The sequence below is a fragment of the Limisphaera ngatamarikiensis genome, assembly GCF_011044775.1.
In the GTDB taxonomy this organism is placed as follows: Bacteria; Verrucomicrobiota; Verrucomicrobiia; order Limisphaerales; family Limisphaeraceae; genus Limisphaera; species Limisphaera ngatamarikiensis.
Genome location: NZ_JAAKYA010000085.1, coordinates 39,965 through 63,276, shown reverse-complemented (window position 1 = coordinate 63,276; position 23,312 = coordinate 39,965). Strand labels below are relative to the sequence as shown.

At 65.5% G+C, this 23,312-nt stretch carries 18 protein-coding genes; 10 read left to right on the top strand and 8 right to left on the bottom strand.

Annotated features, from left to right (window positions below):
* From G4L39_RS13185 to acnA, 4 genes are all read left to right on the top strand, one after another.
* The coding region (locus G4L39_RS13185) for a PEP-CTERM sorting domain-containing protein (protein ID WP_165108850.1) at nucleotides 1–562 on the top strand (562 nt) is incomplete at its 5' end.
* Nucleotides 563–980: 418 nt separating this feature from the next.
* A complete protein-coding gene (locus G4L39_RS13180; RefSeq protein ID WP_165108848.1) occupies nucleotides 981–1,541 on the top strand; it encodes a PEP-CTERM sorting domain-containing protein in 561 nt (186 codons plus the stop codon).
* Nucleotides 1,542–1,822: 281 nt separating this feature from the next.
* On the top strand, nucleotides 1,823–2,509 hold the full coding sequence (locus tag G4L39_RS13175; RefSeq protein ID WP_165108846.1) for a PEP-CTERM sorting domain-containing protein: 687 nt from the start codon (nucleotides 1,823–1,825) through the stop codon (nucleotides 2,507–2,509).
* 513 nt (nucleotides 2,510–3,022) lie between these two features.
* Nucleotides 3,023–5,761, top strand: coding sequence for an aconitate hydratase AcnA (gene acnA, locus G4L39_RS13170; protein ID WP_165108844.1), 2,739 nt, complete (start codon nucleotides 3,023–3,025; stop codon nucleotides 5,759–5,761).
* 450 nt (nucleotides 5,762–6,211) lie between these two features.
* Here the strand turns inward: acnA and G4L39_RS13165 are convergent, their stop codons facing one another.
* The 5 genes from G4L39_RS13165 to G4L39_RS13145 all read right to left on the bottom strand — a co-directional run bounded on the left by G4L39_RS13165 (nucleotide 6,212) and on the right by G4L39_RS13145 (nucleotide 9,694).
* Nucleotides 6,212–6,667, bottom strand: a complete 456-nt coding sequence (locus tag G4L39_RS13165; protein WP_205881010.1) for a DUF6941 family protein — start codon at nucleotides 6,665–6,667, stop codon at nucleotides 6,212–6,214.
* Between the two features lie 38 nt (nucleotides 6,668–6,705).
* The gene (locus G4L39_RS13160) at nucleotides 6,706–7,596 is read right to left on the bottom strand and encodes a tetrahydrofolate dehydrogenase/cyclohydrolase catalytic domain-containing protein (protein WP_165108842.1); all 891 of its coding nucleotides are present in this window, start codon (nucleotides 7,594–7,596) and stop codon (nucleotides 6,706–6,708) included.
* Nucleotides 7,593–8,687, bottom strand: coding sequence for an SH3 domain-containing protein (locus G4L39_RS13155; protein ID WP_165108840.1), 1,095 nt, complete (start codon nucleotides 8,685–8,687; stop codon nucleotides 7,593–7,595). Before G4L39_RS13155 ends, G4L39_RS13160 begins: the two co-directional genes overlap by 4 nt.
* Nucleotides 8,684–9,397, bottom strand: a complete 714-nt coding sequence (locus G4L39_RS13150; protein WP_165108837.1) for a pseudouridine synthase — start codon at nucleotides 9,395–9,397, stop codon at nucleotides 8,684–8,686. The genes G4L39_RS13155 and G4L39_RS13150 overlap by 4 nt, the downstream gene beginning before the upstream one ends.
* Nucleotides 9,398–9,535: 138 nt before the next feature.
* Complete coding sequence (locus G4L39_RS13145) at nucleotides 9,536–9,694, bottom strand: small basic protein (RefSeq protein ID WP_165108835.1); 159 nt, start codon at nucleotides 9,692–9,694, stop codon at nucleotides 9,536–9,538.
* A gap of 350 nt (nucleotides 9,695–10,044) precedes the next feature.
* On the opposite strand from G4L39_RS13145, the gene glgB reads away from it, so the two are divergent.
* From glgB to G4L39_RS13120, 4 genes are all read left to right on the top strand, one after another.
* On the top strand, nucleotides 10,045–12,258 hold the full coding sequence (gene glgB / locus G4L39_RS13140) for a 1,4-alpha-glucan branching protein GlgB (protein WP_165108833.1): 2,214 nt from the start codon (nucleotides 10,045–10,047) through the stop codon (nucleotides 12,256–12,258).
* A gap of 413 nt (nucleotides 12,259–12,671) precedes the next feature.
* On the top strand, nucleotides 12,672–13,592 hold the full coding sequence (gene hisG / locus G4L39_RS13135) for an ATP phosphoribosyltransferase (protein WP_165108831.1): 921 nt from the start codon (nucleotides 12,672–12,674) through the stop codon (nucleotides 13,590–13,592).
* 327 nt (nucleotides 13,593–13,919) lie between these two features.
* The gene (locus G4L39_RS13125; protein WP_165108827.1) at nucleotides 13,920–15,512 is read left to right on the top strand and encodes a tetratricopeptide repeat protein; all 1,593 of its coding nucleotides are present in this window, start codon (nucleotides 13,920–13,922) and stop codon (nucleotides 15,510–15,512) included.
* Nucleotides 15,509–15,892: a DUF2203 domain-containing protein gene (locus tag G4L39_RS13120; protein WP_165108825.1), complete on the top strand. Its 384-nt coding sequence runs from the start codon at nucleotides 15,509–15,511 to the stop codon at nucleotides 15,890–15,892. The genes G4L39_RS13125 and G4L39_RS13120 overlap by 4 nt, the downstream gene beginning before the upstream one ends.
* 163 nt (nucleotides 15,893–16,055) lie before the next feature.
* Here G4L39_RS13120 and G4L39_RS13115 read toward each other — a convergent pair whose 3' ends face one another.
* Nucleotides 16,056–17,567, bottom strand: a complete 1,512-nt coding sequence (locus G4L39_RS13115) for a peptidylprolyl isomerase (RefSeq protein WP_165108823.1) — start codon at nucleotides 17,565–17,567, stop codon at nucleotides 16,056–16,058.
* 206 nt (nucleotides 17,568–17,773) lie between these two features.
* On the opposite strand from G4L39_RS13115, the gene nadC reads away from it, so the two are divergent.
* Together nadC and G4L39_RS13105 are read left to right on the top strand one after the other, a co-directional pair.
* Nucleotides 17,774–18,601 (top strand): carboxylating nicotinate-nucleotide diphosphorylase, encoded by an 828-nt coding sequence (gene nadC / locus G4L39_RS13110; protein ID WP_343203338.1) that lies wholly within the window; start codon nucleotides 17,774–17,776, stop codon nucleotides 18,599–18,601.
* 6 nt (nucleotides 18,602–18,607) lie between these two features.
* Nucleotides 18,608–19,591 (top strand): biotin--[acetyl-CoA-carboxylase] ligase, encoded by a 984-nt coding sequence (locus G4L39_RS13105; protein WP_165108818.1) that lies wholly within the window; start codon nucleotides 18,608–18,610, stop codon nucleotides 19,589–19,591.
* 294 nt (nucleotides 19,592–19,885) lie between these two features.
* Here G4L39_RS13105 and G4L39_RS13100 read toward each other — a convergent pair whose 3' ends face one another.
* Both G4L39_RS13100 and G4L39_RS13095 read right to left on the bottom strand, forming a co-directional pair.
* Nucleotides 19,886–20,002: a TonB-dependent receptor plug domain-containing protein gene (locus tag G4L39_RS13100; protein WP_165108816.1), complete on the bottom strand. Its 117-nt coding sequence runs from the start codon at nucleotides 20,000–20,002 to the stop codon at nucleotides 19,886–19,888.
* A 512-nt stretch (nucleotides 20,003–20,514) separates the two neighbouring features.
* The gene (locus tag G4L39_RS13095) at nucleotides 20,515–23,097 is read right to left on the bottom strand and encodes a TonB-dependent receptor (RefSeq protein WP_165108814.1); all 2,583 of its coding nucleotides are present in this window, start codon (nucleotides 23,095–23,097) and stop codon (nucleotides 20,515–20,517) included.
* Nucleotides 23,098–23,312 lie beyond the last annotated feature (215 nt).

Sequence of the window (23,312 nt, the reverse complement as noted above, 5' to 3'; positions counted from 1 at the left end):
TCTGGCCCAGGAAGCGTGGGAGAAGAGGAAGGCCGAACTTGCGCCCCAGATGCGGGCGCTGATTCCGCCCGGGCAGGGCTGCTCGGACGAAGCCCGGCAGGCCATTGAAGCGGAATTTGCAGCCTTGCGCGAGCGGGCGGCACGCTCGGCGGCCGAGCAGCCCGCCAAGGAACGGGCGTTGGACGAGTTGTCCCAGCGGCTGGGCACGCCACGTGAGATTGTGTGGCCGGATGGTCGGAAGCTGATTCTGGCTGGCGAGATTGCCGGCTCGCCGGTTTTCCTGACGAGCCCCGAGCCGGTCGCTGATGTGTGCATTCGCGCAGCCGAGTTGTGGGCTCCGGGGGTGTGGCCTGATTCGGACAGCGACACGGGCTGGAATCTGGCGGGCACCAACGTGACGTTGCCGTTGCGGGAGGTGGACGGCGGGGTGCTGGTGGGCTGGGCATACAACTCCATTCCCAACGCGCCGATTATTGCCCGGCCGGTGCCAGAGCCGTCGACCTGGGCGCTGCTGGTGGGTGGAGGGCTTGTGATGGTGTGGTTCAGACGTAAGAGCCGATGAAGTGGGGCTAACAAGGTCACTGGAGCGAGCGGCCGCCCTGCTTCGTCGTTTGAGGGTTGCGGGCTTTGGTCATCGGCTCTGGTTGTCGAACGTCACGGGCGTTACTGCGGCGGGCCGGCTGTGGGTCAGCCCGGTGGCTGGTCACCGCAGACGCGCTGTGGTAGGCAATTCTGACCTCCACGAATCTGACGGACTGGACGGTGGTGAGGTCGGTGCTGGCCGAAAGCACCACGAACAGGGTGTCGGTGACGAGCCACGCTGAGGTGGGCTTCTGGCGTTTGCGGAGGGGGCAATGAGCAAGCGGCTGTTGAGTATGTGGTTGGCTGCCCTGGGGCTTTGGGGCCCGGCGGTAGCCCCGGCTGTGGGTCAGGGGACGATTACAGTCGTCCTGCCTCAGCCCTTGGGCATGGGCAGCGACATGGTACACACGTTCTTGTATCCGATTGACATCAACGGTGATGGGGTTGTGGACTTCACCTTTGCAGCTGACGTGGGGGCTCTGACGCTGCGCACCGAGCGGGCAAACCGCGTGGTCTACCGGCCGGACCCTCCTCCAGATTTGGGGGGGTTGGTTGCACGGCTGGAGGAAGGGGCTGAGATCGGGCCCTCACTGGAGCCTTCGTTGGGATGGCGCTCAAGCGATTTGGGGAATGGATACGTATCCCCCGGGGAATGGGAGTTCGCGGCCATTGCGATCCATTTGAGCACCGGTACGGCCAGCGAATGGCCCAGGAGTCCGGGTGCGCGTGGCTTCATTGGCATCGGGTTCGAGTTGGAGGACGGGTGGCATTACGGGTACTTCGACGCGATCCTGGCGGCCGAGGGGGGCGGGGTGCTGCTGGGCTGGGCATACAACTCCATTCCCAACGCGCCGATTATTGCCCGGCCGGTGCCGGAGCCGTCGATCTGGGCGTTGCTGGTGGGTGGAGGGCTTCTGATGGTGTGGTTCAGACAGAAGAGGAATGCAAGAATGGGCTAGCAAGGTCACTTGAGCGAGCGGCCGCCCCGCTTCGTCGTTCGAGGGTTGCGGGCTTTGGTCATCGGCTCCGGTTGTCGAACGTCACGGGCCTTACTGCGGCGGGCCGGCTGTGGGTCAGGCCGGTCGTTGGTCACCACAGATGCGCCTGGGAAGGCAATTTTGAGCTCTAGGAATCTGACGGACTGGACGGCGGTGAGGTCGGTGTTGGCCGAAACCACCACCAATACGGTGTCGGTGACGAGCCACGCTGACGTGGGCTTCTGGCGATTGCGGAGGGGACAATGAGCAAGCGGCTGTTGAGTTTGTGGTTGGTTGCGGTCGGGCTTTGGGGCCCGGCGGTAGGCCCGGCTGTGGGTCAGGGGACGATTACGGTTGTCCTGCCGCAGCCCCTTGGGATGGGGAGCGACAGGTTGCACTTGTTCTTCTATCCGATTGACATCAACGGTGATGGGGTTGTGGACTTCACCTTTGCAGCTGACGTGGGGGCTCTGATGCTGCGCACCGAGCGGGCAAACCGGGTGGTCATCCGGTCCAGCCCTCCTCCAGACCTGGGCGGGCCGGTTGCACGGCTGGAGGAAGGGGCCCAGATCGGGCCCTCACTGGAGCCTTCGTTGGCGTGGGTCTCCAGCGACTTGCGGGATGGATATGTATCCCCCGGGGAGTGGGAGTTTACGCCCATTGCAATCCATTTGAGCACCGGTACGGCCAGCGAGTGGCCCAGGAGTCCGGGTGCGCGTGGCTTCATTGGCATCGGGTTCGAGTTGGAGGACGGGTGGCATTACGGGTACTTCGACGCGATCCTGGCGGCCGAGGGGGGCGGGGTGCTGTTGGGCTGGGCATACAACTCCATTCCCAACGCGCCGATTATTGCCCGGCCGGTGCCGGAGCCGTCGACCTGGGCGCTGCTGGTGGGTGGAGGGCTTGTGATGGTGTGGTTCAGACAGAAGAGGAATGCAAGAATGGGCTAGCAAGGTCACTGAAGCGAGCGGCGGCGCTGCTTCGTCGTTTGAGGGTTGCGGGCTTCGGTCATCGGCTCCGGTTGTCGAACGTCACGGGCCTTACTGCGGCGGGCCGGCAGGCAGTGGTGGATCCACTGCCCCCAGCGCGCCGGCGCACAGGGCGGCGATCAGCGGGGAGACCTCTGGCGGCCTTGCGGTGGTAGCCCAACCAGCTGACCGCTTGGTCGAGCCGTTGACGTTTGTAAAGCCTGCCGGCCCGGACGTGGGCACGCCGCAGTTAGGTCAGCACCTCGCGTCTGGTTTGAGCGCTCAGATCGGTGTTCATGGCGGGCAACCTCGACTTTTGGCGCAACGACGCGTTTCGACACGACAAACGAACCCTCCCCGTCCGGGTAACAACCTTTTCGGCTCAGATCGGGGCGGTATTGGTGCGGGTGGGTCGGCTTGACGGGCGGCGGGAGCGGGGCCAGAGTGGGCGTCTGCGTGCGCGGCCGTTGATTTGGGTCGCGTTGGACATGGATCATGAGCACGTTGCATAACCTGTTTGACACGTTGCAAACGTTCGAGGTGGGCGATGGCCGGCGCGGGGCGTTTTATTCGCTGCCGCGGCTGGAGCAGGCCGGTTTGGGACCGATTTCGCGGTTGCCGGTCTCGATCCGGCTGGTGTTGGAATCAGTGCTGAGGAACTGCGACGGTCGCCGCGTGCCCGAATCGGCGATCCGCTCGCTGGCGGCATGGCAGCCGCGTGCTCCGCGCACAGAGGAGATCCCCTTTGTGGTGGCGCGGATCGTCCTGCAGGATTTCACGGGGGTGCCGTTGTTGGTGGATCTGGCGGCCATGCGATCAGCGGTGGCGCGCATGGGCCGGGACCCGCGGCTGATTGAGCCGCTGGTTCCGGTGGATCTGGTGGTGGACCACTCGGTGCAGGTGGACGTATACGGCACCAGCGACGCGCTGCGGCGGAATCTGGAACTGGAATTCGCCCGCAACCGCGAGCGCTACGAGTTTCTCAAGTGGGGTACGCAGGCGTTTCGCACCTTCCGGGTCATTCCACCCGGGATCGGGATCATTCACCAGGTGAACCTGGAATACCTGGCGCGCGGGGTGTTGCAGGGGCCGGGGCCGTCAGAGGACACGCCCCTGTATTACCCGGACACACTGGTGGGCACGGACAGCCACACCACCATGATCAACGGGTTGGGGATCGTGGGCTGGGGTGTGGGAGGCATTGAGGCGGAAGCCGGCATGCTGGGCCAGCCGGTTTATTTCCTGACGCCGGACGTGGTCGGGGTCTATTTAACGGGCAGTTTGCCGGAGGGTTCCACCGCCACGGACCTGGCCCTGACGCTGACGCAACTGCTGCGGCGCACCAAGGTGGTGGGCAAGTTTGTGGAATTCTTCGGCCCGGGCGCGGCGGCCCTGCCGGTGGTGGACCGGGCGACCATCGCCAACATGGCACCGGAGTATGGTGCGACGATGGGCTTTTTCCCGATCGACGAGAAATGCGTGGAGTACCTGCGGGCCACGGGTCGGAGCGAGGAACATTGCCGGCTGTACGAGGCGTATTACCGGGCGCAAGGTCTGTGGGGCATGCCACAGCCCGGGCAGGTGGAGTACTCGCAGGTGGTGGAGCTGGACCTGGGCACGGTCACACCCAGCGTGGCCGGTCCCAAACGGCCGCAGGACCGGATCGAGCTGCCGGACCTGGAACGCGAGTTTTTCCGGGCGCTGCAAAAGCCCGTGACCGACGGCGGGTTTGGCAAGAGCCGACGTGAGTATGGTCGGAGCGTGACCGTGCGCACCAGCCGGGGCCGGCGGGCGGAGGTGGGCACCGGCAGGGTGTTGATCGCAGCCATCACCAGTTGCACCAACACGTCGAATCCGACCGTGATGCTGGCAGCCGGGTTGCTGGCGCGAAAGGCGGTGGAACGCGGCCTGAGGGTGCCGGCCGGCGTGAAGACCTCGCTTGCGCCGGGCTCGCGCGTCGTGTCGGAGTACCTGAAACGGACCGGGCTGCAAAAGTACCTGAACCGGCTGGGGTTCCAGGTGGTGGGCTACGGTTGCACAACCTGCATCGGCAATTCCGGTCCGCTCGACCCGGCGATCGAACAGGCCCTCCAGCAGCACGATTTCGTGGCTGCGGCGGTGCTTTCGGGCAACCGCAACTTCGAGGCGCGGATTCATCCCGCCATCAAGGCCAATTTTCTGATGTCACCCCCGCTGGTGGTGGCGTTTGCGCTGGCGGGCCGGGTGGACATTGACATGAGTTGCGAGCCGATCGGGTTCGATCGCGAGGGTGCCCCGGTGTTCCTGGCGGATTTGTGGCCCACGGCCGAGGAGTTGCGTCAGGCGCTGGCCGAGGCGGTGCGGCCGGAGTTGTTCCGGAAGTTGTACCGCGATTTCAGCCGCCAGAATCCGCAGTGGAACGAGATCCCGGCACCCACGGGGCTGGTGTACGAGTGGTCGCCGCGTTCCACCTACATCCAGGAACCGCCGTTCTTTGAGAACTTCACGCTCGAACCGCCCGGCATACAACCGCTGGTGGGTGCGAGGGTGTTGGGCATTTTTGGCGACAGCGTCACCACGGACCATATCTCGCCGGCCGGCGCGATCAAGAAGGATTCCCCCGCCGGGCGATACCTGTTGGAGCAGGGGGTGGATTTCGCGGATTTCAACAGCTACGGCAGTCGGCGCGGAAACGACCGGGTGATGACCCGCGGCACCTTCGCCAACGTGCGGATCAAGAACCTCATGCTCGGGGGTGAAGAGGGCGGGTACACCTTGTTGCAGCCCGACGGGGTGAAAATGTTCATTTACGACGCGGCGATGGAGTACCAGCGTCGCGGCGTGCCGCTGGTGGTGATTGCAGGGCATGAGTATGGGACGGGCTCGTCGCGCGATTGGGCGGCCAAGGGGACGCGGTTGCTCGGAGTGCGTGCGGTGATTGCGCGCAGTTTCGAACGCATCCATCGGAGCAATCTGGTGGGCATGGGCGTGCTGCCGTTGCAGTTCCCCGAGGGTGTGAGCGCCCAAACGCTGGGGCTGAATGGAACGGAACTCTATGACGTGCCGGACCTGGGCCCGCAACTGCAGCCGCAACAGAGGTTGACCCTGCGCATTCGCCGCGCGGACGGGCGCGAGGAAACCGTGCCGGTCCAGTGCCGGATCGATACACCCATCGAGATTGATTACTACCGGCACGGCGGGATCCTGCCCTACGTGTTGCGGCAGTTGCTGAGCGCTTCCACAGGGCCGGCTTGAGCGTGGCCGGAGCGGCCGCGGTCCGGCAGGGATCCCTTCACGCCAACGAAGGTCCGGTTCGCGCGCCCGTTCCACTCGTGCTGTGCCCTTCGAACCGCCCAAAGCCCGGCACAAGGGCCGGGCCGTTGGAAGGTTGCAGGGGCTGGCAGGGGCGTGCGTCCGCGGTCAAGTCGCCGGGTCCCATCGCCGAGCCGATGAGGAGCCGCACCCGCAGGTCCGATCCACCACCGAAATTCACCTCCTGCGCTGCCCGTGCTGCAGACACCGGCAAATCGGTGACGGGCCGGGATGCCCGACTGCGCTGTTCACCAGCGCCCCCATGCGGCCCTCTGAACCCGGGCGGTCCGGCCTGAGTCGGCGTACATGGAGCCCTGCTATTTGTCGGGCACGGGTGTGTCGTCCCGTGCGAAGCAGGGCCGGGTCGCACCGTCGCTTGCGTGTGCGCGGGGGTCAGGCCTGGGGCGGAGCGGGATCCTGGGGTTTGGGCGGTTGCCCCTGGTGGGGTTGCGGGGGCGGCGTGTGAATGACCGGGACCGGATAGCGCAGCTTCATCACATCGTCCACGAGCACCTCGATGTAGTAGACGCCGGCGGTTTTGAATTCGACCTGGCCGAACAGGGTGACGTTGGTGGCGTGATGGTTGGGGTCCTGGAGGACGAAGCGGACCTCGCCCTTGCGCAGGACGGTGGTCTGGTCGGGCGCCACCAGGCGTGTGCTTTCGATGAACTGGCCGATGCCGGCGGTCCAACGGTTAAACACGCTCAGTTTGAGGGCGATCACCGGCAGGTGGGGGACGCGAATGAAGTTGAGCACGCCCACCAGGATGAAATTGCCAGTAACCTCCTGCCGAACATCTTCGCACAGGAGGGAACATTGCAGGTCGGGAAGAATGCGTGTGGGTGTCATGGTTGGGAAACGTTGGATTCAACGGGCCGGGCTGGATCTCATCCGGTGAGGATCTCGGCGGCGCGCACGGTGTTTTGCATCAACATGGCGATGGTCATGGGGCCGACGCCGCCCGGATTGGGTGTGATCCGGCCCGCCACCGGTTGCACCTCGGCAAAGGCGACATCGCCGACCAACCGGCTGCCGCCGGGCCGGGCGGGGTCGGGCACGCGATTGACCCCAACGTCCACCACCACGGCGCCGGGCCGAACCATGGGGGCGCGGACGAATTCCGGCACGCCCATGGCAGCGACCAGGATGTCCGCCCGCCGGCAATGCCCGGCCAGATCGCGGGTGGCCGAGTGACACAATGTGATGGTGGCGTTGGCCCGGGGTGCCTTTTGGCACAACAACGCGGCCAGGGGTTTGCCCACGATGTTGCCGCGGCCGAGAATCACCACATGAGCCCCCTCCCAGGAAATGCCGGCCCTCACCAGCAACTCTTGAATGCCCGCCGGCGTGCAGGGGACGAATCCGCCCGGATCACCCAGCAGCAGGCGGCCCATGTTGAGCGGGTGAAACCCGTCCACGTCCTTGTCCGGCCGGATGGTGGAATAGACGCGTTCGGGCCGGATGTGGCGGGGCAACGGGGCCTGCACGAGGATGCCGTGCCAGGTTTCATCCCGGTTCAGCCGTTCCAACAGGGCCAGAAGCTCGGTCTCGGTGGTGGTCTCGGGCAGCACGTGGGTGTGGGAGCGGATGCCCAATTCGGCGGCGGCCTTTTCCTTGCGCCCCACGTAGACCTTGGAGGCCGGGTCCTCGCCCACCCGCACAAACACAAGCCCCGGTTGCACGCCCCGGTCATGGAGTGCCCGGATTCGGGGCTGCAATTCAGCCAGGACCTGCGCCGCGATGGCGCGGCCGTCAATGAGATTGGGAAAGGCGGTCACGGAAAAACCTGAATCCGGCGGACAGTGAGCACCGGCGTGGCCTGCCAACGCGGGTCGAGTCCCTCCTCGCCGGTAACCAGCACATGGCGGCCCCAGTACCGCGACAGGTCAAGGTTGGTGGAGGTGGTGTAGAGGTAATTGATGACCCGGCCGGTTTCCAACTCGGTCAGGGCGTGCTGGGTGGGTGCGAGGATGTGCCGGGCGCGGCGCACGATGCCTTCGCGGGTGACCACGCGCACCTCGGAAGGTGGAGGAGCAGCGGCGGCGCGGAGGGCTTCGTCGCGGGCGATCAGTTCGGCCATTTTTTGTCGCATGGCCTCGCGGGCCTTTTCGAGTGCGGCCGGGTCTGTTGCGGTTTGCGCAGGTGGAGGCTCTTGAAACGCCGCCGTGGCGATTTCGTTGGTGGGTTCCGGGGGTGCGGCCAGTTCGGGGGCGTTGGTGACCGTCACGGGTGTGGGTTGCGGCACGGCCGGTTCCTGCGGCTCCGCGGGTGGCGCGGGTTGGACCGGCGGGGTGGTGGGCTTGGCTTCCGTCGCAGTGGATGACTCGGTGGTTGGGGCCGGAGGTTCCGACGCCCCCGGTTCCTGAGCCAGGTAACGGGCAGCGACAAACGCCCAGGCGTTGGTGGGCGGAACGATCTGGATCCAGTCCCCGTCCATCACACCGGTTTCCTCGTAGGTTTCGCCCCGTTCCAAGGTCCCGAGAACGCTGTGGTTTTCGCCGGGCCCGGCCCGGAGGTTGAGGCGGGAGGCCAGCACGACCCGGTTTGTGGGGTCCACGTACAGGGAATGGATCCAGACCTTGGTGCCCCGGGGCAGGGCAATGCGGGCCCAGCGGTCGGGCTCGCCCGGTTTCGGCTTTTCAACAACGATTTCCTCAAACACCCAGACCTGGTCGCCACGTTCCAGCTGAGCGACCCGTTCGCCTTCGAGGCGCGGTTCACCGCGGACGTTCAATCGGTCGGCCGCCACAACGGCCGGGCCGGGATGCAGTCGAGTTGCAGCGGTGGATTCGGCCGCGCCGGCCCGGAACGCCCCCATGGTCGCACCGGTCAGGGCCCAAACCCACAACGCCAGTATGCCCGTTTTCATAACGGAGCCAGTAGAGTTTTAATCTCCGAGGCTGTCAACGTCCGCCACCGGCCGGGCGGCAGGTCGCCCAGCCGGATCCGGCCAATCCGGGTCCGGACCAGCCTCTCCACTTGCCAACCCTGGGAGGCACACATCCGCCGCACTTCGCGGTTTTTCCCCTCAGCCAGTTCCAGTTCGATGATGCTGCGTTTGCGGCTGGCCCGGAGCAGGCGGGCGGCCGTGGCGCGGAGCAGTTCGCCCCGATGGCGGACTCCCTGGAGCAAGGGTTGCAGGGCTGCCGGCTCGATCCGACCCGTCACGGTCACCTCGTAGGTTTTCTTCACACCGTACCGCGGGTGGGTCAGTCGGAGGGCAAACTCGCCATCGTTGGTGAGAAACAGCAGGCCCTCGCTCTGACGGTCCAGCCGGCCCACGGTAAAGAGGTTGCGCCATTCGGGCGGCAGGAGGTCATGCACGACCGGGCGGCCCTGGGGATCGTTCCGGGTGCACACGTAACCGGGTGGTTTATGCAGAGCGACGTATAGTTTTCGGCGGGGCCGGACCACCTGGCCGTCCACGGTGACTTCGTCGCGGTCCGGATCCACCCGGCTGCCCAGGCGCGTCACCGGCTGGCCATTGACGCATACGCGGCCGGCCAGGATCAACTCCTCGGCGGCCCGGCGCGACGCCACTCCGGCCTCGGCCAGAAATTTTTGCAGCCGCACCTGCATGGATCACCGTTTCGGCGCAACCCCAACCCGCTCCGAGCCCTACGGGTTGTGCAGCGGCGGCACCCCCCGGCAGGCTTGTGGAACCCTGCATGATCGGCCGGGCGCAAAAGCCCACCCGGTCCGGCCGGTCCCCGGGCCTCAGATGTTTTCCGGCTTGGTTTTGGGCAAACCGGTGATCCGGTCGCCCGGTTTCCAGAGCCCCCGCTTCTTCAGCAACGCCACTCGTTCAAACCGCTTCAAAACGTTGCGCTTGCCGCCCGCGGTTTTGACAGCTCGCAAACTTCGGTGCTGTGACATGGTTGAAATCTCTGCCAACCGTTCCGCTTCTCAGGCGTGAGAAAAAGGTCCACCCGCCGCACGCCCCACCCGGCGGGGAACCGTATTTTTAACGCCGCGGGCCGCGCGCCACAACGCCGAAAATGGGTCTGCAAAGGGTGGACCCGCTTCAAAGGCGCCCGGTGCGCCCTGCAATTCCAACACCTCGGGAGGGGGTCGAGCTGTCGCCATCGCGCCCCGGCAACCTCCGGCGCAGGCGCCCGGCCGGGTCCGGAGGCTTCCCGGCTCGCCGGCGCAGAGGGAAGGTCGCGCTCCTTTACGTCCGGGCTTCGTGGGATTGCCCCCGCCGACCCTGTCGTTATGCTGGGGTCATGCTGTTAAGCCCGGAAGAACTCCGCAGCCTCGTGGAATTCCGCCACGCCACGCCCCATGACCTGCTCGGCATGCATGTGCTGGGTGACCGGAGGGGCGTCGTGGTCCGCGCGCTAATTCCCGGAGCGGTGCAGGTGGAGGCGGTGCCGGTGCACGAGCCCCATCAGCCGCGGATCCGGCTGCAGCGAATCCATGAGGTGGGCCTGTTCGAGGGCGTCAGTTCGGAAGCCCATCGGGTTTACGCCTACGACCTCGTGATCACGGACGAACAGGGGCGGGTGACGCGCACGCGCGATCCGTACTCGTTCCTGCCCACCATCGGTGAGATGGACCTTTACCTGTTCAACAAGGGTGATGAACGCCGGATCTACGAAAAGCTCGGTGCGCAGGTCCGCGAGCTCGACGGTGTACCGGGCGTCAGCTTTGCCGTCTGGGCGCCCCATGCCCAGCGGGTGAGCGTCGTGGGTGATTTCAACCAATGGGACGGCCGGCGCCATCCGATGCGGCGACTGGGTGCCTCGGGGGTGTGGGAGATCTTTATACCGGGCGTTCGGCCCGGGGCCCTCTACAAGTACGAAATCCGCAACGTCCACGGGCAGATCACCCTGAAGACCGATCCCTACGGGTTCTTTTTCGAAGTGCCGCCCAGGAACGCGGCCATCGTGTGGGATCCCCGGTCCTACAGCTGGGGAGACGATGCCTGGCTGGCCCGCCGGGCCCAACAGGATCCGTTGCGTTCGCCCATGAGCATCTACGAGGTGCATCTGGGCTCGTGGCGGAAAAAGTCACCCACCGAATCGCCGGGCTACCGTGAACTGGCCGGGCCCTTGATTGATTACCTGCGCCGGATGGGGTTCACCCATGTGGAGTTTCTGCCCGTGGCCGAGCACGCCTTCTATCCCAGCTGGGGTTACCAGGTCACCGGCTACTATGCGCCCACCAGCCGCTACGGCACACCCGCGGATTTTCAATATCTCGTGGATGCGCTGCACGAGGCCGGATTCGGCGTGATCCTGGACTGGGTACCGGCGCATTTCCCCCGCGACGACTGGGCCCTGGCCCGCTTTGACGGCACGGCCCTCTACGAGCACGAAGATCCGCGACTGGGGGCTCACCAGGACTGGGGCACCTTGATCTTCAACTACGGGCGCAACGAGGTACGGAATTTCCTCGTGGCCAACGCGTTGTTCTGGTGCGACCGCTATCATGCCGACGGCCTGCGCGTGGATGCCGTGGCTTCGATGTTGTACCTCGATTACTCCCGCAAGCCGGGTGAGTGGATCCCCAACCGCTACGGCGGGCGCGAAAACCTCGAGGCCATCGATTTCCTCCGCCACACCAACGAGGTCGTTCCGGCCACGTTCCCCGGCGTGGTCACCATCGCCGAGGAGTCCACCGCCTGGCCCATGGTCACCCGGCCCCCGCATGTCGGCGGCCTGGGATTCACGTTCAAGTGGGACATGGGCTGGATGCACGATACGCTCCGATACTTCCATCGCGACCCGATCTTCCGGAAATACCACCAGAACGAGCTCACCTTTGCGATGCTCTACCATCACCACGAGAACTTCATCCTGCCGTTGTCCCATGACGAAGTGGTGCACGGCAAGGGCTCGCTCTGGGGGAAGATGCCGGGCGACGACTGGCAGCGGGCCGCCAACCTGCGGGCGCTCCTGGCCTATCAATGGCTGTTCCCGGGTAAACAGCTCCTGTTCATGGGCGGCGAATGGGGCCAACGGACCGAGTGGAACGCCAACGCGGCCCTGGACTGGGCCCTGGCCGAGCAACACCCGTTGCATCAGGGGATTCAACGCCTGGTGGCGGATCTGAACGGACTGTACCGGGCCGAACCGGCCCTCTGGGAGGCCGATTACGACCCCGCCGGATTCCAGTGGATTGACTGCTCGGATCACGAACAGAGCGTGTTGTCGTTTGTGCGACGCGCCCTGAGGCCGGCACCCGAATGCGTGGTGATTCTCAATCTCACACCCGTGCCGCGCTTTGGGTACCGCGTGGGACTGCCCCGGGGCGGAACGTGGCGGGAGCGTTTGAACACGGACAGCGCCTACTACGGCGGCAGCAACCTCGGCAACGGAGGCTGGGTCCGCGCGGAAGAGGTGCCCTGGCACGGCCTGCCGTGGTCGGCTGCGCTCACGCTGCCCCCTCTGGCGGTGCTGGTGCTGCAACCCGAGACCATCCCGACCTCGGGATGAACCTCCCGCCCCTGACAGGCCCCGGGACGCGCCCGTGAAGCAGCCGGCCCGGTCCGGCACCTGACGGGGCACCTCTCGGTCTTTTGCACCCTCGGATCGGCCGCGGACCTATCGCGCCGGCGACGCCAAACCCGTCCGGACCCGGCGCTTCACGGTTTCTACGCGGAAATCTGAACAAAGCCGCCCCGGGCGGTCCCGGAGGTGACAGCGGCAGTTCCCCGTCAAAATGGGCCGGGGCCCAGCCCCCAAAAATGGCCGGGCGTCAAAACCTGAGATGCGCCCCCCGAGGGCCGGGCAAAGAAAAGGTTGGCAATCGGCCGGCCAAGCTGGCAAAAAAGAGCGCCGCGCACGGGGCGGAGGATTCAACCACGGAGGCCCACGGGGGCTCTTCCATCCCGGCGCATTGGATTCGCATGGCCAAGCAGAAACAACAAAACACCGGAACAAAAACGCAGGCGCAACGAAAGGTCCTCCGATTCGGGCTGCCCAAGGGCAGCCTGCAGGAAGCTACATTGGACAAACTGGCCAAGGCCGGTTACCACATCGAGGTCAGCAGCCGCTCGTACATCCCCTACGTGGATGACGAGGAATTGGAGGTCCGGCTCATCCGCGCCCAGGAGATCAGCCGGTATGTCGAACACGGCTATCTGGATTGCGGCATTACCGGGTACGACTGGATCGTGGAAAACGGCTCCAAGGTGCACGAGGTGGGCGAGTTCCTCTTCAGCAAGGCCACCCGGCGCCCGGCGCGTTGGGTTCTGTGCGTGCCGGAGGATTCGCCCATCCGATCGGTCAAGGACCTCCAGGGCAAACGCATTGCCACCGAAGTGGTGAACATCACCCGGCGTTACCTGCGCAAACACGGGGTCAAGGCCGAGGTGGAGTTCTCCTGGGGCGCCACCGAGGTCAAGGCCCACGAACTGGTGGACGCCATTGTGGAGGTGACCGAGACCGGTTCCTCTCTGCGGGCCAACAAACTCCGGATCGTCGACGAGATTCTTGTGTCGACCCCCCGGTTGATTGCCAACCACGATGCCTGGCGCGATCCCTGGAAGCGGCAAAAGATCGAAACACTGGCCATGCTGTTGAAGGGCGCATTGGACGCCGAGGTCATGGTGGGACTGAAAATGAACGTCCCCCAGGAGAAACTTCAGCCGGTGTTGGATCTGTTGCCCGCCCTGCGCAACCCCACCATCTCCCAGCTCAGTCAGCCCGGTTGGGTGGCCGTGGAAACCGTGATTGACGAGCATGTGGTGCGGCAGCTGATCCCGCGGCTCAAGGCCGCGGGCGCCGAGGGCATCATTGAATATCCGCTGAACAAAATCGTATACTGAGGGCCGAGCAAGTTATGGGTTCACTCAAAAAGCGCCGCAAGGCCAAAATCAACAAGCACAAGCGCCGCAAGAAGCGACGCATGCACCGTCACAAGAAGCGCACCTGGCAGACCTGACCGGTCGGCCGTTCTTCCTTCCGTCCGGGCGCCCGCGCGTCCGCATTTTGCCCTCCCGGTCACGGCGCGGTATGATCAGCGCATGACGGTCACCGGCCAACTTTGCCGGAGCGCTGCTTTGTTGCTCCTGGCAACCTGGATGGCGGGACCGGGATGCGCCCCGGTCCCGCGTTGGTGGCCCTTGTCCCCCGGGTCTGGCCGGCGCGATCCCGTGGCCGGGGCACCCCGCGCGCAAATGGAGGCGGATGCGCGCTTTGCCGAGGGCGTTCTGTACGAGACCCAGGGCGACATCCCGCGGGCCGTGGCCGCATTCCGGAGTGCTCTGGAAGCCGCTCCGGGAGATGAGGAACTGGCGCGCGAGGTGGCCCGCCGGTTCCTGCGCTACCAACAACCGGGCGCCGCCCTGGCCATCCTGCAGCCCTTCAGCACCAACTCCACCCACTACGAACTCCCGTTGCTTCAGGCCGAAGGCCATCTCCTCCAAAACCGGCCAACGGAAGCCCTCACGGCGCTGCGGGAGGCTCACAAGCGGGGTGCGCCCCTGGCCGCCCTGGTGCCCTTGCTCCTGCCCGTTTTGCAGCGGCCGGATGCGCTCCCGGCCGAGGCCCGGCCGTTGGCGTTCGTCCGGGAGCTGCTCGACGCTCCCCACGCGGATGCCGAGTCGCTGCTGGTGCTGGCCGACGCTTATGCCCGATTAACCACCCTCGACCCGGCGGAACGCAGTCAAAGCGCCGAAGTCCTGGCCCGCACCGCCCGACGGGTCGAATCGCTCAACCCCGCCACACCCGAACAACAATTCGGTTTGGCCGAACTTCACCTTCGGAGCGGGGCGGTCGAGCAGGCCATCCGCTGGTACGAACAGGCCCGTGCGGCCGTGCCGGAGGCCTCTCCGTTACGCCGGCTTGTGCTGGCCCGGCTGGCGGATCTGTACCTCCAAACCGGCCGGGCCGAGCCCGCCCGCGAGGTGTTGGAGGATCTGTCGAAAGCCGACCCCATGAACGTTCAGGTCCACTTTGTTCTGGCCAACCTGGCGCTGGAAGCCGGTCGCCCGGCTGAAGCGGTGGACGCCTACCGCCGGGCATTGACCCTCAACCCCAAGCTTGAAGCAGCCTATTACAACCTGGCCCAGGCCCTGTTGGCACTGCAACAGCCCCAACAGGCCCTGGCCACCATGGAAAGCGCCCGCACCAACATCGGCCGCACGTTCCTTGTTGAGTACCTTTCGGGTCTGGCCGCCAGTCAGATGCGCGATTACGCCACCGCGCGGAAGCACTTTCTCGCCGCCGAGGTCCTGGCTTCCACCTCGGAAACCAACCGCCTCAACGCCGCGCTCTACTTTCAACTGGGCGTCACGGCCGAACGAACCGGCGACATCCCGGCTGCCGTACGCGCCTTCGAGCAGTGCCTGAAGCTGGATCCCAAGTTTCACCCGGCCCAAAACTACCTCGGCTACATGTGGGCTGAACGGGGCGAAAACCTCGACCGGGCCCATCAACTGATCGAACAGGCCGTCCAAGCCGACCCGCACAACAGTGCCTACCTCGACAGCATGGCCTGGGTGCTGTTCCAGTTGGGTCGGCCGGCCGAGGCCCTGCCCTGGATGGAACAGGCACTCGCCACCATGGACGAGCCCGACCCCACGATGTACGACCACTACGGGGACATCCTGGCCGCACTGGGGCGAACCAACGAAGCGCGTCAGGCCTGGCAACGCGCGCTCGAGCTGGATCCGAACAACGAGACCATCCGACGCAAGCTCCAACCCGATCCGTCCGCCGCCGGATCGGCCCATCCCGCCCCATGAAGCGCCGGTTCCAACGTCACTACACCCTGGAAGAAGCCCGGGCCCTGTTGCCCATGATCCAGCAGCGTCTGGCCACACTCCGGGGCTTGCGCGACTCGATCAACCGCTTCCACAGGCGCCTGGAACGCGATTTCCCCAACGGCTACGACCTGGGCGGCCCTACGGTGCACCAGTACGTCCGGGATTGGTTCACGTTGCACGAACTCCTGGAGGACCTGGAAAAGCGCTCGATCATCGTTCGCGACCTGGACCGCGGGCTGGTGGATTTCCCCGCACTGCGCGACGGTCGCGAGGTGTTCCTTTGCTGGGAAGAGGGCGAGCCGGATATCGCGTACTGGCACGACCTCGACGCCGGTTACGCCGGCCGACAACCGCTCTGAGCGCAACCGCGTGCGGTCCGGCGCCGATCCCTTCCCGCACGAGCCCGAGCCTCGAGAGGCCTCGGCCAACACTCCCCGCACATTCCGTGCATTCGGGTCTTTCCTCTCCGAAAGCTTTCACCGAACCGTCCGGCGTCACAGACGGCAAACCGCCAAGTCAACCCTACTCGAGCCGGTAAACCCCCTGCAGGCGCAGACCGGCCCGAGCGGGCAGCCCTGAAGCTGCATCGTCACGAAGCCGCTCGAGCAGATCCAACCCACGAATCACCCGCCCCAACGCGGTCAGTCTCGTACCCGACCCCGCGGGCTCCGCGCCCGGCACCGACTGAAGCACCTGCGCCCCACCATCAATCCGGAACCGCTCCGCGGGTTCAGCCGGTCCCTCGAAGACCCACCAAATCGTACCCCGGGCGTGTTCCGGTCCAACCTGGCCGGGCCCTTCCCAGGTCAGCAGCGGCGGCAGTTCAGTCGCCCGACCCGGATCCGTCCGGCCCTCCCAAAAGCCGGCCCTGCTCTGCGAGCCGCCCGCCGGCACCCAGATCAGGATCCCGCCGCGATAAAAACCATCGCGCACCAAATTCAGAAAATGCCGAACCGTCCGGGGAGCCTGCCGGGGATACAGTTCCGCTTCCAACGAGCCCGCAGCCAGGTCAAACCGCACCACCACACGTTCGCCCAGGGGCGGATCCGGCCATCGGAACCGCGGTGCCCTCCCCGGATCGAAATCACCCAGATGGACCCGCGCCTCGGGCGGCCGTTCTCCGGGCCGGCGATAGCGCCACGGGTTCGGTCCAAAAACCCGGGCGCAAAGCCGCGCCAACCCGGGATCGTACAACTCCAGTTCCTCCCGGGTGTTGACGTGATTGTGACTGGCGTCGTTTTCCCGGTTGCAGTCGAACCAGCTCTGCACCCCTTCGGCCCAGTATTCCTCGGGGTTGCTGGCTGCGTACGTGCCGGACCAACGGCCCTCCGCCAGCGCGCGCCGGTGGAGCTCTTCCAACGCCTCCTGAAAGCCCGGTTCCAGCCCACGCAAGGCCACATGGTGCAACGCATGCGCGAATTCGTGGATCAGGATGTTCTCCCCGGCATAAGGGTCGCCGGGGAACCCCAGCAGATTCTCCTCCCCGCAACTGGTGATGCGACCGCCCAGGCCGCGCGCCCGCCGGTCCCAGTAAATCTTCGGACGCAACCGCGCGTGCTCGGGGACATCCGTGGTGTACTCGTCGTGGGCCATCACCACAACGCGTGCCCCTCGCTCGCCCATGCGGGCCAACCATTCAGGTCGCCCCGCCATCATATGGCCCAGGATCCACGCCGCCTCGCGCAACGCGGCATCACTGACCCGGGCGGACCCCAACACCGGCAGCCCGCCCACCTCAACGTGCTTTTGGTAAAACGGACCCAGCTTCAGCCGCATGCGAAGCTCTTCCGAGACCGGCGCCACCTCCGGCACCGCTGGCGCGGCAGGCAGTCCATCGGCCCGGAGGTTCCACCCGGCAAGTCCCGGGCAGACCCAGACCCACAGCCACAGCCCGACAAGCACCCCGCGACGCCAGACCGGAAAACGCGAGAGCAGAGCGGGCGAAAACCCATGCAACCCGGCGCGACCGGTCCCCTGGTCCTGTTGTCGCTCCTGGCCTGCCCCGGCAGCCCCGATGTGGCGCATCGGTTGCATGGTCCAAGGCTTGGACGCTCCTCAGGAAGCCGGACTTTCAGTCTGCCTGTAAAGCATCATTCCGGCCGTGCATGCCCCGCAAGGCTGCCACAGAGGCGTCGACGCGCCGCCGCCGCGGCTCTTCGGTACTCTTGCCGATTTGACGCTGGCCCCGGAGCCCGATCGTTTCCACACTCAGGTCCGTGACCGGACTTGATCCACGCGAGGTGCGTCGAGCTGTTCGGGCGGCCCTGCGAGAGGACCTGGGCCGCGGTGATCTCACTTCCATCGCCCTGGTGGCCCCGAGGGCGCAGGCCCGGGCCGTCCTGCGGGCCCGGGAGCCCCTGGTCCTGGCCGGCCTGGATTTTGCCGTGGAAGCCTTTCGCCTGCGCAGCCCGGCCGTTCGGGTGCGCCCTTGCGTCAGAGACGGCGAAAGCGTACCCGCCCAAGCCGTGTTGCTGGAGGTGGACGGCCCCGCCCGGGCGTTGCTGTCAGCCGAGCGCGTGGCGCTGAACTTCGTGCAACGGCTGTCCGGCATTGCCACTCACACCGCCCGCTTCGTCCGCGCAGTGGCCGGCACCGGCGCACGGATCCTCGACACGCGCAAAACCACGCCCGGCTGGCGCACCTTCGAAAAATACGCCGTGCGCTGCGGCGGTGGGCACAATCACCGCTTTGGCCTGCACGATCTGATCCTCATCAAGGACAATCACCTCCGCATGCTGCAGGGCGCTTCCCCCAACCCCGTGGCGGCTGCCGTGGCCCGAGCCCGCCAACGGTGGCCCGGGTTGGAGGTGGAAGTCGAAGCCGACACGTTGGAACAGGTGGACCAGGCGTTGGCAGCCGGGGCGGATCGCATCCTGCTGGACAATTTCACGCTGCCGGACCTCCGGGAGGCAGTGCGCCGCGTGGCCGGGCGGGCCCGGCTCGAAGCCAGCGGGGGTATCAACCTCGACAACGTCCGGGCCGTCGCAGAAACCGGCGTCAACGACATTTCGGTGGGCGCCCTGACGCATTCGGCCCCGGCCGTGGATATCGGCCTGGATTTTCTCTGAGTGCCCATGACCACGGACGCGCGCATCCTGGCTGCGCTCCATGCCGCCGGCAATGCCGGCGTCTCCGGAGCCGACCTGGCCGAACAACTCGGCATCACACGGGCCGCCGTCTGGTCCCGAATCCAGGAACTGCGTGCCCTGGGTTTCGAAATCGAGGCCAGTCCGCATCACGGGTACCGGCTCATCCGCTGCCCCGACCGGTTGATCGCAGACGATCTTTGGGCCCGGTTGGCGGGTCGGATCCGGTGCATCGGCCGGGACATCCGCGTTTTCGCCTGTACGTCCTCCACCAACGACGTTGCGGAAAAACTGGCGCTCGAAGGTGCCCGGGAAGGCGTGGTCATCTTCGCCGAGGAACAAACCCGCGGACGAGGTCGCTTGGGCCGGAGTTGGGTCTCCCCGGCCGGCAAGGGGTTGTGGTTTTCGATCCTCCTGCGGCCCCCGTTGCGGACCACCGAAGCCACCCAGATCACCGTGGCCGCCGCGGTGGCCGTCTGCCGCGCACTTCGACAGGCCACCGGGCTGCCGTTGGAAATCAAATGGCCCAACGACATCACCTGCCGCGGCCGGAAAGTGGTCGGGATCCTCACCGAAATGAGCGGTGACCCGGACACGCTCCACCACGTGGTCCTGGGCATCGGGGTGGATGTGAACCTGGAACAACGTGATTTCCCGGCCGAGCTGCGGGGGCTGGCCACCTCCCTCCGGATCGAACTGGGCCAGCCGCTGGACCGTCCGGCCCTGGCGGCAGGTCTGTTGGAGGCTCTGGACCAGGACTACCGTCGCATTTGCGACGGAGAATTCCGCAGCGTGGCCGAAGAATGGGCGCGGTACTGCAGCACCCTGGGCCGGCATGTCACGCTGGTCGTGGGTTCCCGCCGCCTCAGCGGCCGAGCCGAGGCCCTCGACGACAGCGGGGCGCTGCTATTGCGAACCGAACACGGCCTGCTGGAACGCATCATCGGCGGCGACGTCACCACCGAGACTTGATCGGCAGCCACCTTGTGGGTTGTCGGTTGCGCCGCCAAATCCGCGGAATGGGGCAGGATCACGGGTCGGCTCCGTCACAAAGCGGAGCAACGGGCCCGGGCCCTTGACAGAAGCACAACACCCCTGGCGCCACACAGGCGTTCATGCGGGAGGCGACATCCCGCCCGGTCTTCGACGCCGACAGTCAAGCCCGCATGGATCTGTGCCAACCCTGCACCGCCGGCCGCCCGCAGCCGGGTACCTCTCGCGGCGCCGGCCGCGGCCCGGCTGTCGCAAACGGGGCACCGCTGCAGTTCACCGAACGGCCGGAACCCGCCGCAGCGCCTCCGCCACCGTGGCAGCCCCGGAGCGTTCGATGTCCCGGCTGTCCAGAATGTAGATGGGAAACGGTGTGTCAGCCGTTTGCCCCATCCGACGAACCTCCCGGGGAATGTGCGATCCCGTGATGAACTGCCTTTGCTCCGAAGCTTCTCGGGTCGTCGCAGATGCGACAGCGGCCCGGGGAACCGTGCCCGAAACGCCCGCTGATTGAGAAGCCCGGGGGCCGCTGGCACAAGAGCTGACCAGGAAGCCCAGTGCAAGTAACGGCAGCACACGCCATTTTGTCGCGGAGCCGGCTCTGATGGTCGCCCTGGTCTCCATGGCACCCAATCTAGCACAGGCCTGACAAAGAATCACCCGCGCTGTCCGGATGCCACCAGGCCACGGAACTGCACACCATCCGGCGCTCGCTTACCTGACCGGCTCGTCTCCCGTGCAACCGGCTTGCTGTCCGGGGGCAGTACACAAACGGTCAAGCCAGGCCGTTAACCGTGGTCCCCGGGCCTGAATTGACGGAAGTCCCAAGCCCGGGGTCCGGCTTCCAAAAACAAACGACCCCGCCCTTGGGCGGGGTCGCGTGCGTTCACCCGAGTCAGGTGCGATCAGAATTTCTTGGACACCTGGACGTACCAGAACCGGCCACGCGGATCGTGGATGGAGGTGTCGTAACCCGCAGTGTCGTTGGGATTATCCGAGAACGGCGGATCTTCATCGGTCACATTCAGCACACCGACAACCAACCGAACGTTGTTCAGCAGATCATACTTGGTGTTCTTGAACGTGTAACCCGCCTGCAGGTCGAACGTCCAGAGATCGTCCACGTATTTGTGGACAATCTGGAGGCCTTGATCGTACTCGCCGATGTAATTGGCGGTGAAGCTGAAGGTGAAGCCCTTGTACTCCCACGACAGGGTGCCATACCCGCGCCACTCGGGCCAGTTGTAGGCACCCGCAAAGTGGATCGTGGGGTCACCGGGCTTGGGAACCTCGTCAAACTGGTACTGCCAGGAGGCACTGGCGTCCAGGGTGAATTCGCCCCAGGACTCCGTGGGGTACAGGTACCGGATCCCGAAGTCCAGGCCTTCCACCCTGCGCTCGGCAATGTTTTCATAGCCGCTGATAATCTTGACGATGCTCCCCGGAATCCCCTTGGCAATGTCCTCGTCCGTGGGCGGATTCCGGATGACGCGGCCCGGGAACAGGGCTTCGTTGTCCAGGATGTCCTGCGGAGGAAGGGCCTCGATCTTGCCGGTCTGCTTGATGTGGAACCAATCCACCGACAAGGTCAGGTTCTTGATGGGCTCGACGGCGATACCAGCGGTCCAGGACGTGGCCTCTTCGGCATCCAGGTTCGGATTTCCGCCAAACTCGACCCGGTACTGGAGGTTGTTTTCTCCCCGCGCCGGGTCGGCCAGGGAGTCAAAGGCCGTGGATTTGCCCTGGAACAGCTCAACCAGCGAGGGCGCCCGGAAACTCTCGGCGTAAGTCCCGCGGAGGACCACCTGGTCCAAGGGTTTCCATCGAACGCCCACCTTGGGGTTGGCCGTGTCGCCGAAGTCCGAGTACTGCTCAAATCGGCCCGCGGCCTGGACTTCCAACTCCTTCACGCCCGGGAAGGAAAGATCCTGACCCAGCAGCGGGATGCGCGCTTCAATGTAGGCAGCCCAGACATCCCGACTGCCCGCTCCCGAAGTCCCACCCGAGCTGACAATGTGGCCGCCCTCGGAGAAGGGATCCGACAGGTCTCGCACGTCCTCGTAGCGGTATTCGCCGCCCACGGCCAGACCCACACGACCCGCACCCCAATCAATGGGCAGCGTGCCGCTGGCCCGAACATCCGGACTCCAAAGAATGGACCTGCCCGACCGGAAGGTGCGGACCTTCAAGCTGTTGATCACATCAGGGGAGTTAATCCCCTGTCCGGCACCGAACACGTTGAGGGCCGTGGCCGGGTCCGTCGAGTTCAACGCGTCCTGCAGGGCCTGGGCGGAAATGAAATTCTTGCCGACTTCCAGAGTCCTGCTTTCGCTCCACAGGAACGCAGCCTCGGCCGTCCAGTCGCCACCGAGCTCCACCTTGATTCCGGGCAGCAGGCGGATGGCGTCGGTTTCTCCCTCATCAATCCGCGGACCGGCCTCGGTGAGGCGATAACGGAAGGTCACGTCCTGGCCGAAGGGGTTATACGGGTTGCTGGCCGGGACAATAAAGCCGTCCAGGTCGCCAAATACCGGCGTGGGCGCGGCGCTGACCTCGTAGTTCACTCGCCGGAACGACGCTTCCAAGAACACCTTGACCTTTTCCAGCACCTGATAGTCCACGGCCGTAAACGCGCCGTAGCGGGTCGTGTCGGGATAGGCGGAAATCCACGGGTTGTAGTCGTACCGGTTCACGCCCGGATTGGCCACAATCTCCAGGGCGGTGGGATGGCCGGGGACTGCAGGGTTGGAGGGCACCCGATACCGGCCTGAACCGTACACGGTGCCGTCGGGCGCCGTCCACGGGCTGGTCAGGATGATGGTGCCCGGGTTGCCGAAACGGCTCCGCAGGTCCACACCGCCCCGGGGCCGTTGGTCGGCCGAACGGGCATAATCGCGGTCACGGTAAAACAGCGCGTTCCGGCTGAACCAGTCGGCCACAACCAGCGCGCTGCCTTTCTCCGTCAACACGCCCCAGGCGGCGCTGTAGGACTGTTCCAGCATATCATCGCCGCGGGTCACGTTCCCGATGCGCGCGGTGACTTCCGTACCGGTGAACTCCTTTTTCAGCACGATGTTGACCACGCCGGCAATCGCGTCGGATCCGTACAACGCCGAGGCGCCGTCCTTGAGGATCTCAATGCGCTCCACCGCGGCCAGAGGGATGCTGTTCAGATCCACGAACTGCTCGGTGACGTTCTGGGCAAACCCGTAGCTGGCCAGCCGACGACCATTCAACAGGACCAGGGTGGCATTGGGCCCTAAACCACGCAACGACACCGCGGCGGATCCCTTGGAGAAGGAGTTTCCACCGCTCAAACTTTCGTTGAACATGCCCGCGTTGTTCTGGGGCATCCGCTGCAGCACGTCGCTGACGGTGGCCACGCCGATCTTCTGAATTTCAGCCGCGGTCAGCACCTTCACCGGCGACGGGCTGGCATTCACGTCCACGGTGGGAATGTAGGATTCGGTAATGATCACCGGCTTCATGGTTTCCGGGCCTTGCGGTTCCTGCGCAGCGGCATGGCCCAACGCCAAAGCGATCCCCGCGGCACACAGGACACGCGAAACGCCTAGAGGTGGGTGGGAGACTGGTTATGGGTTCCTGTTTTTGACCAATTCTGAACTCAAGTTGAGCCCCTCTTAACCGGGCCGTAACACGTTGACAAGCGTTTTTTGCAGATTTTTGCAGAAATTCGCGCCAG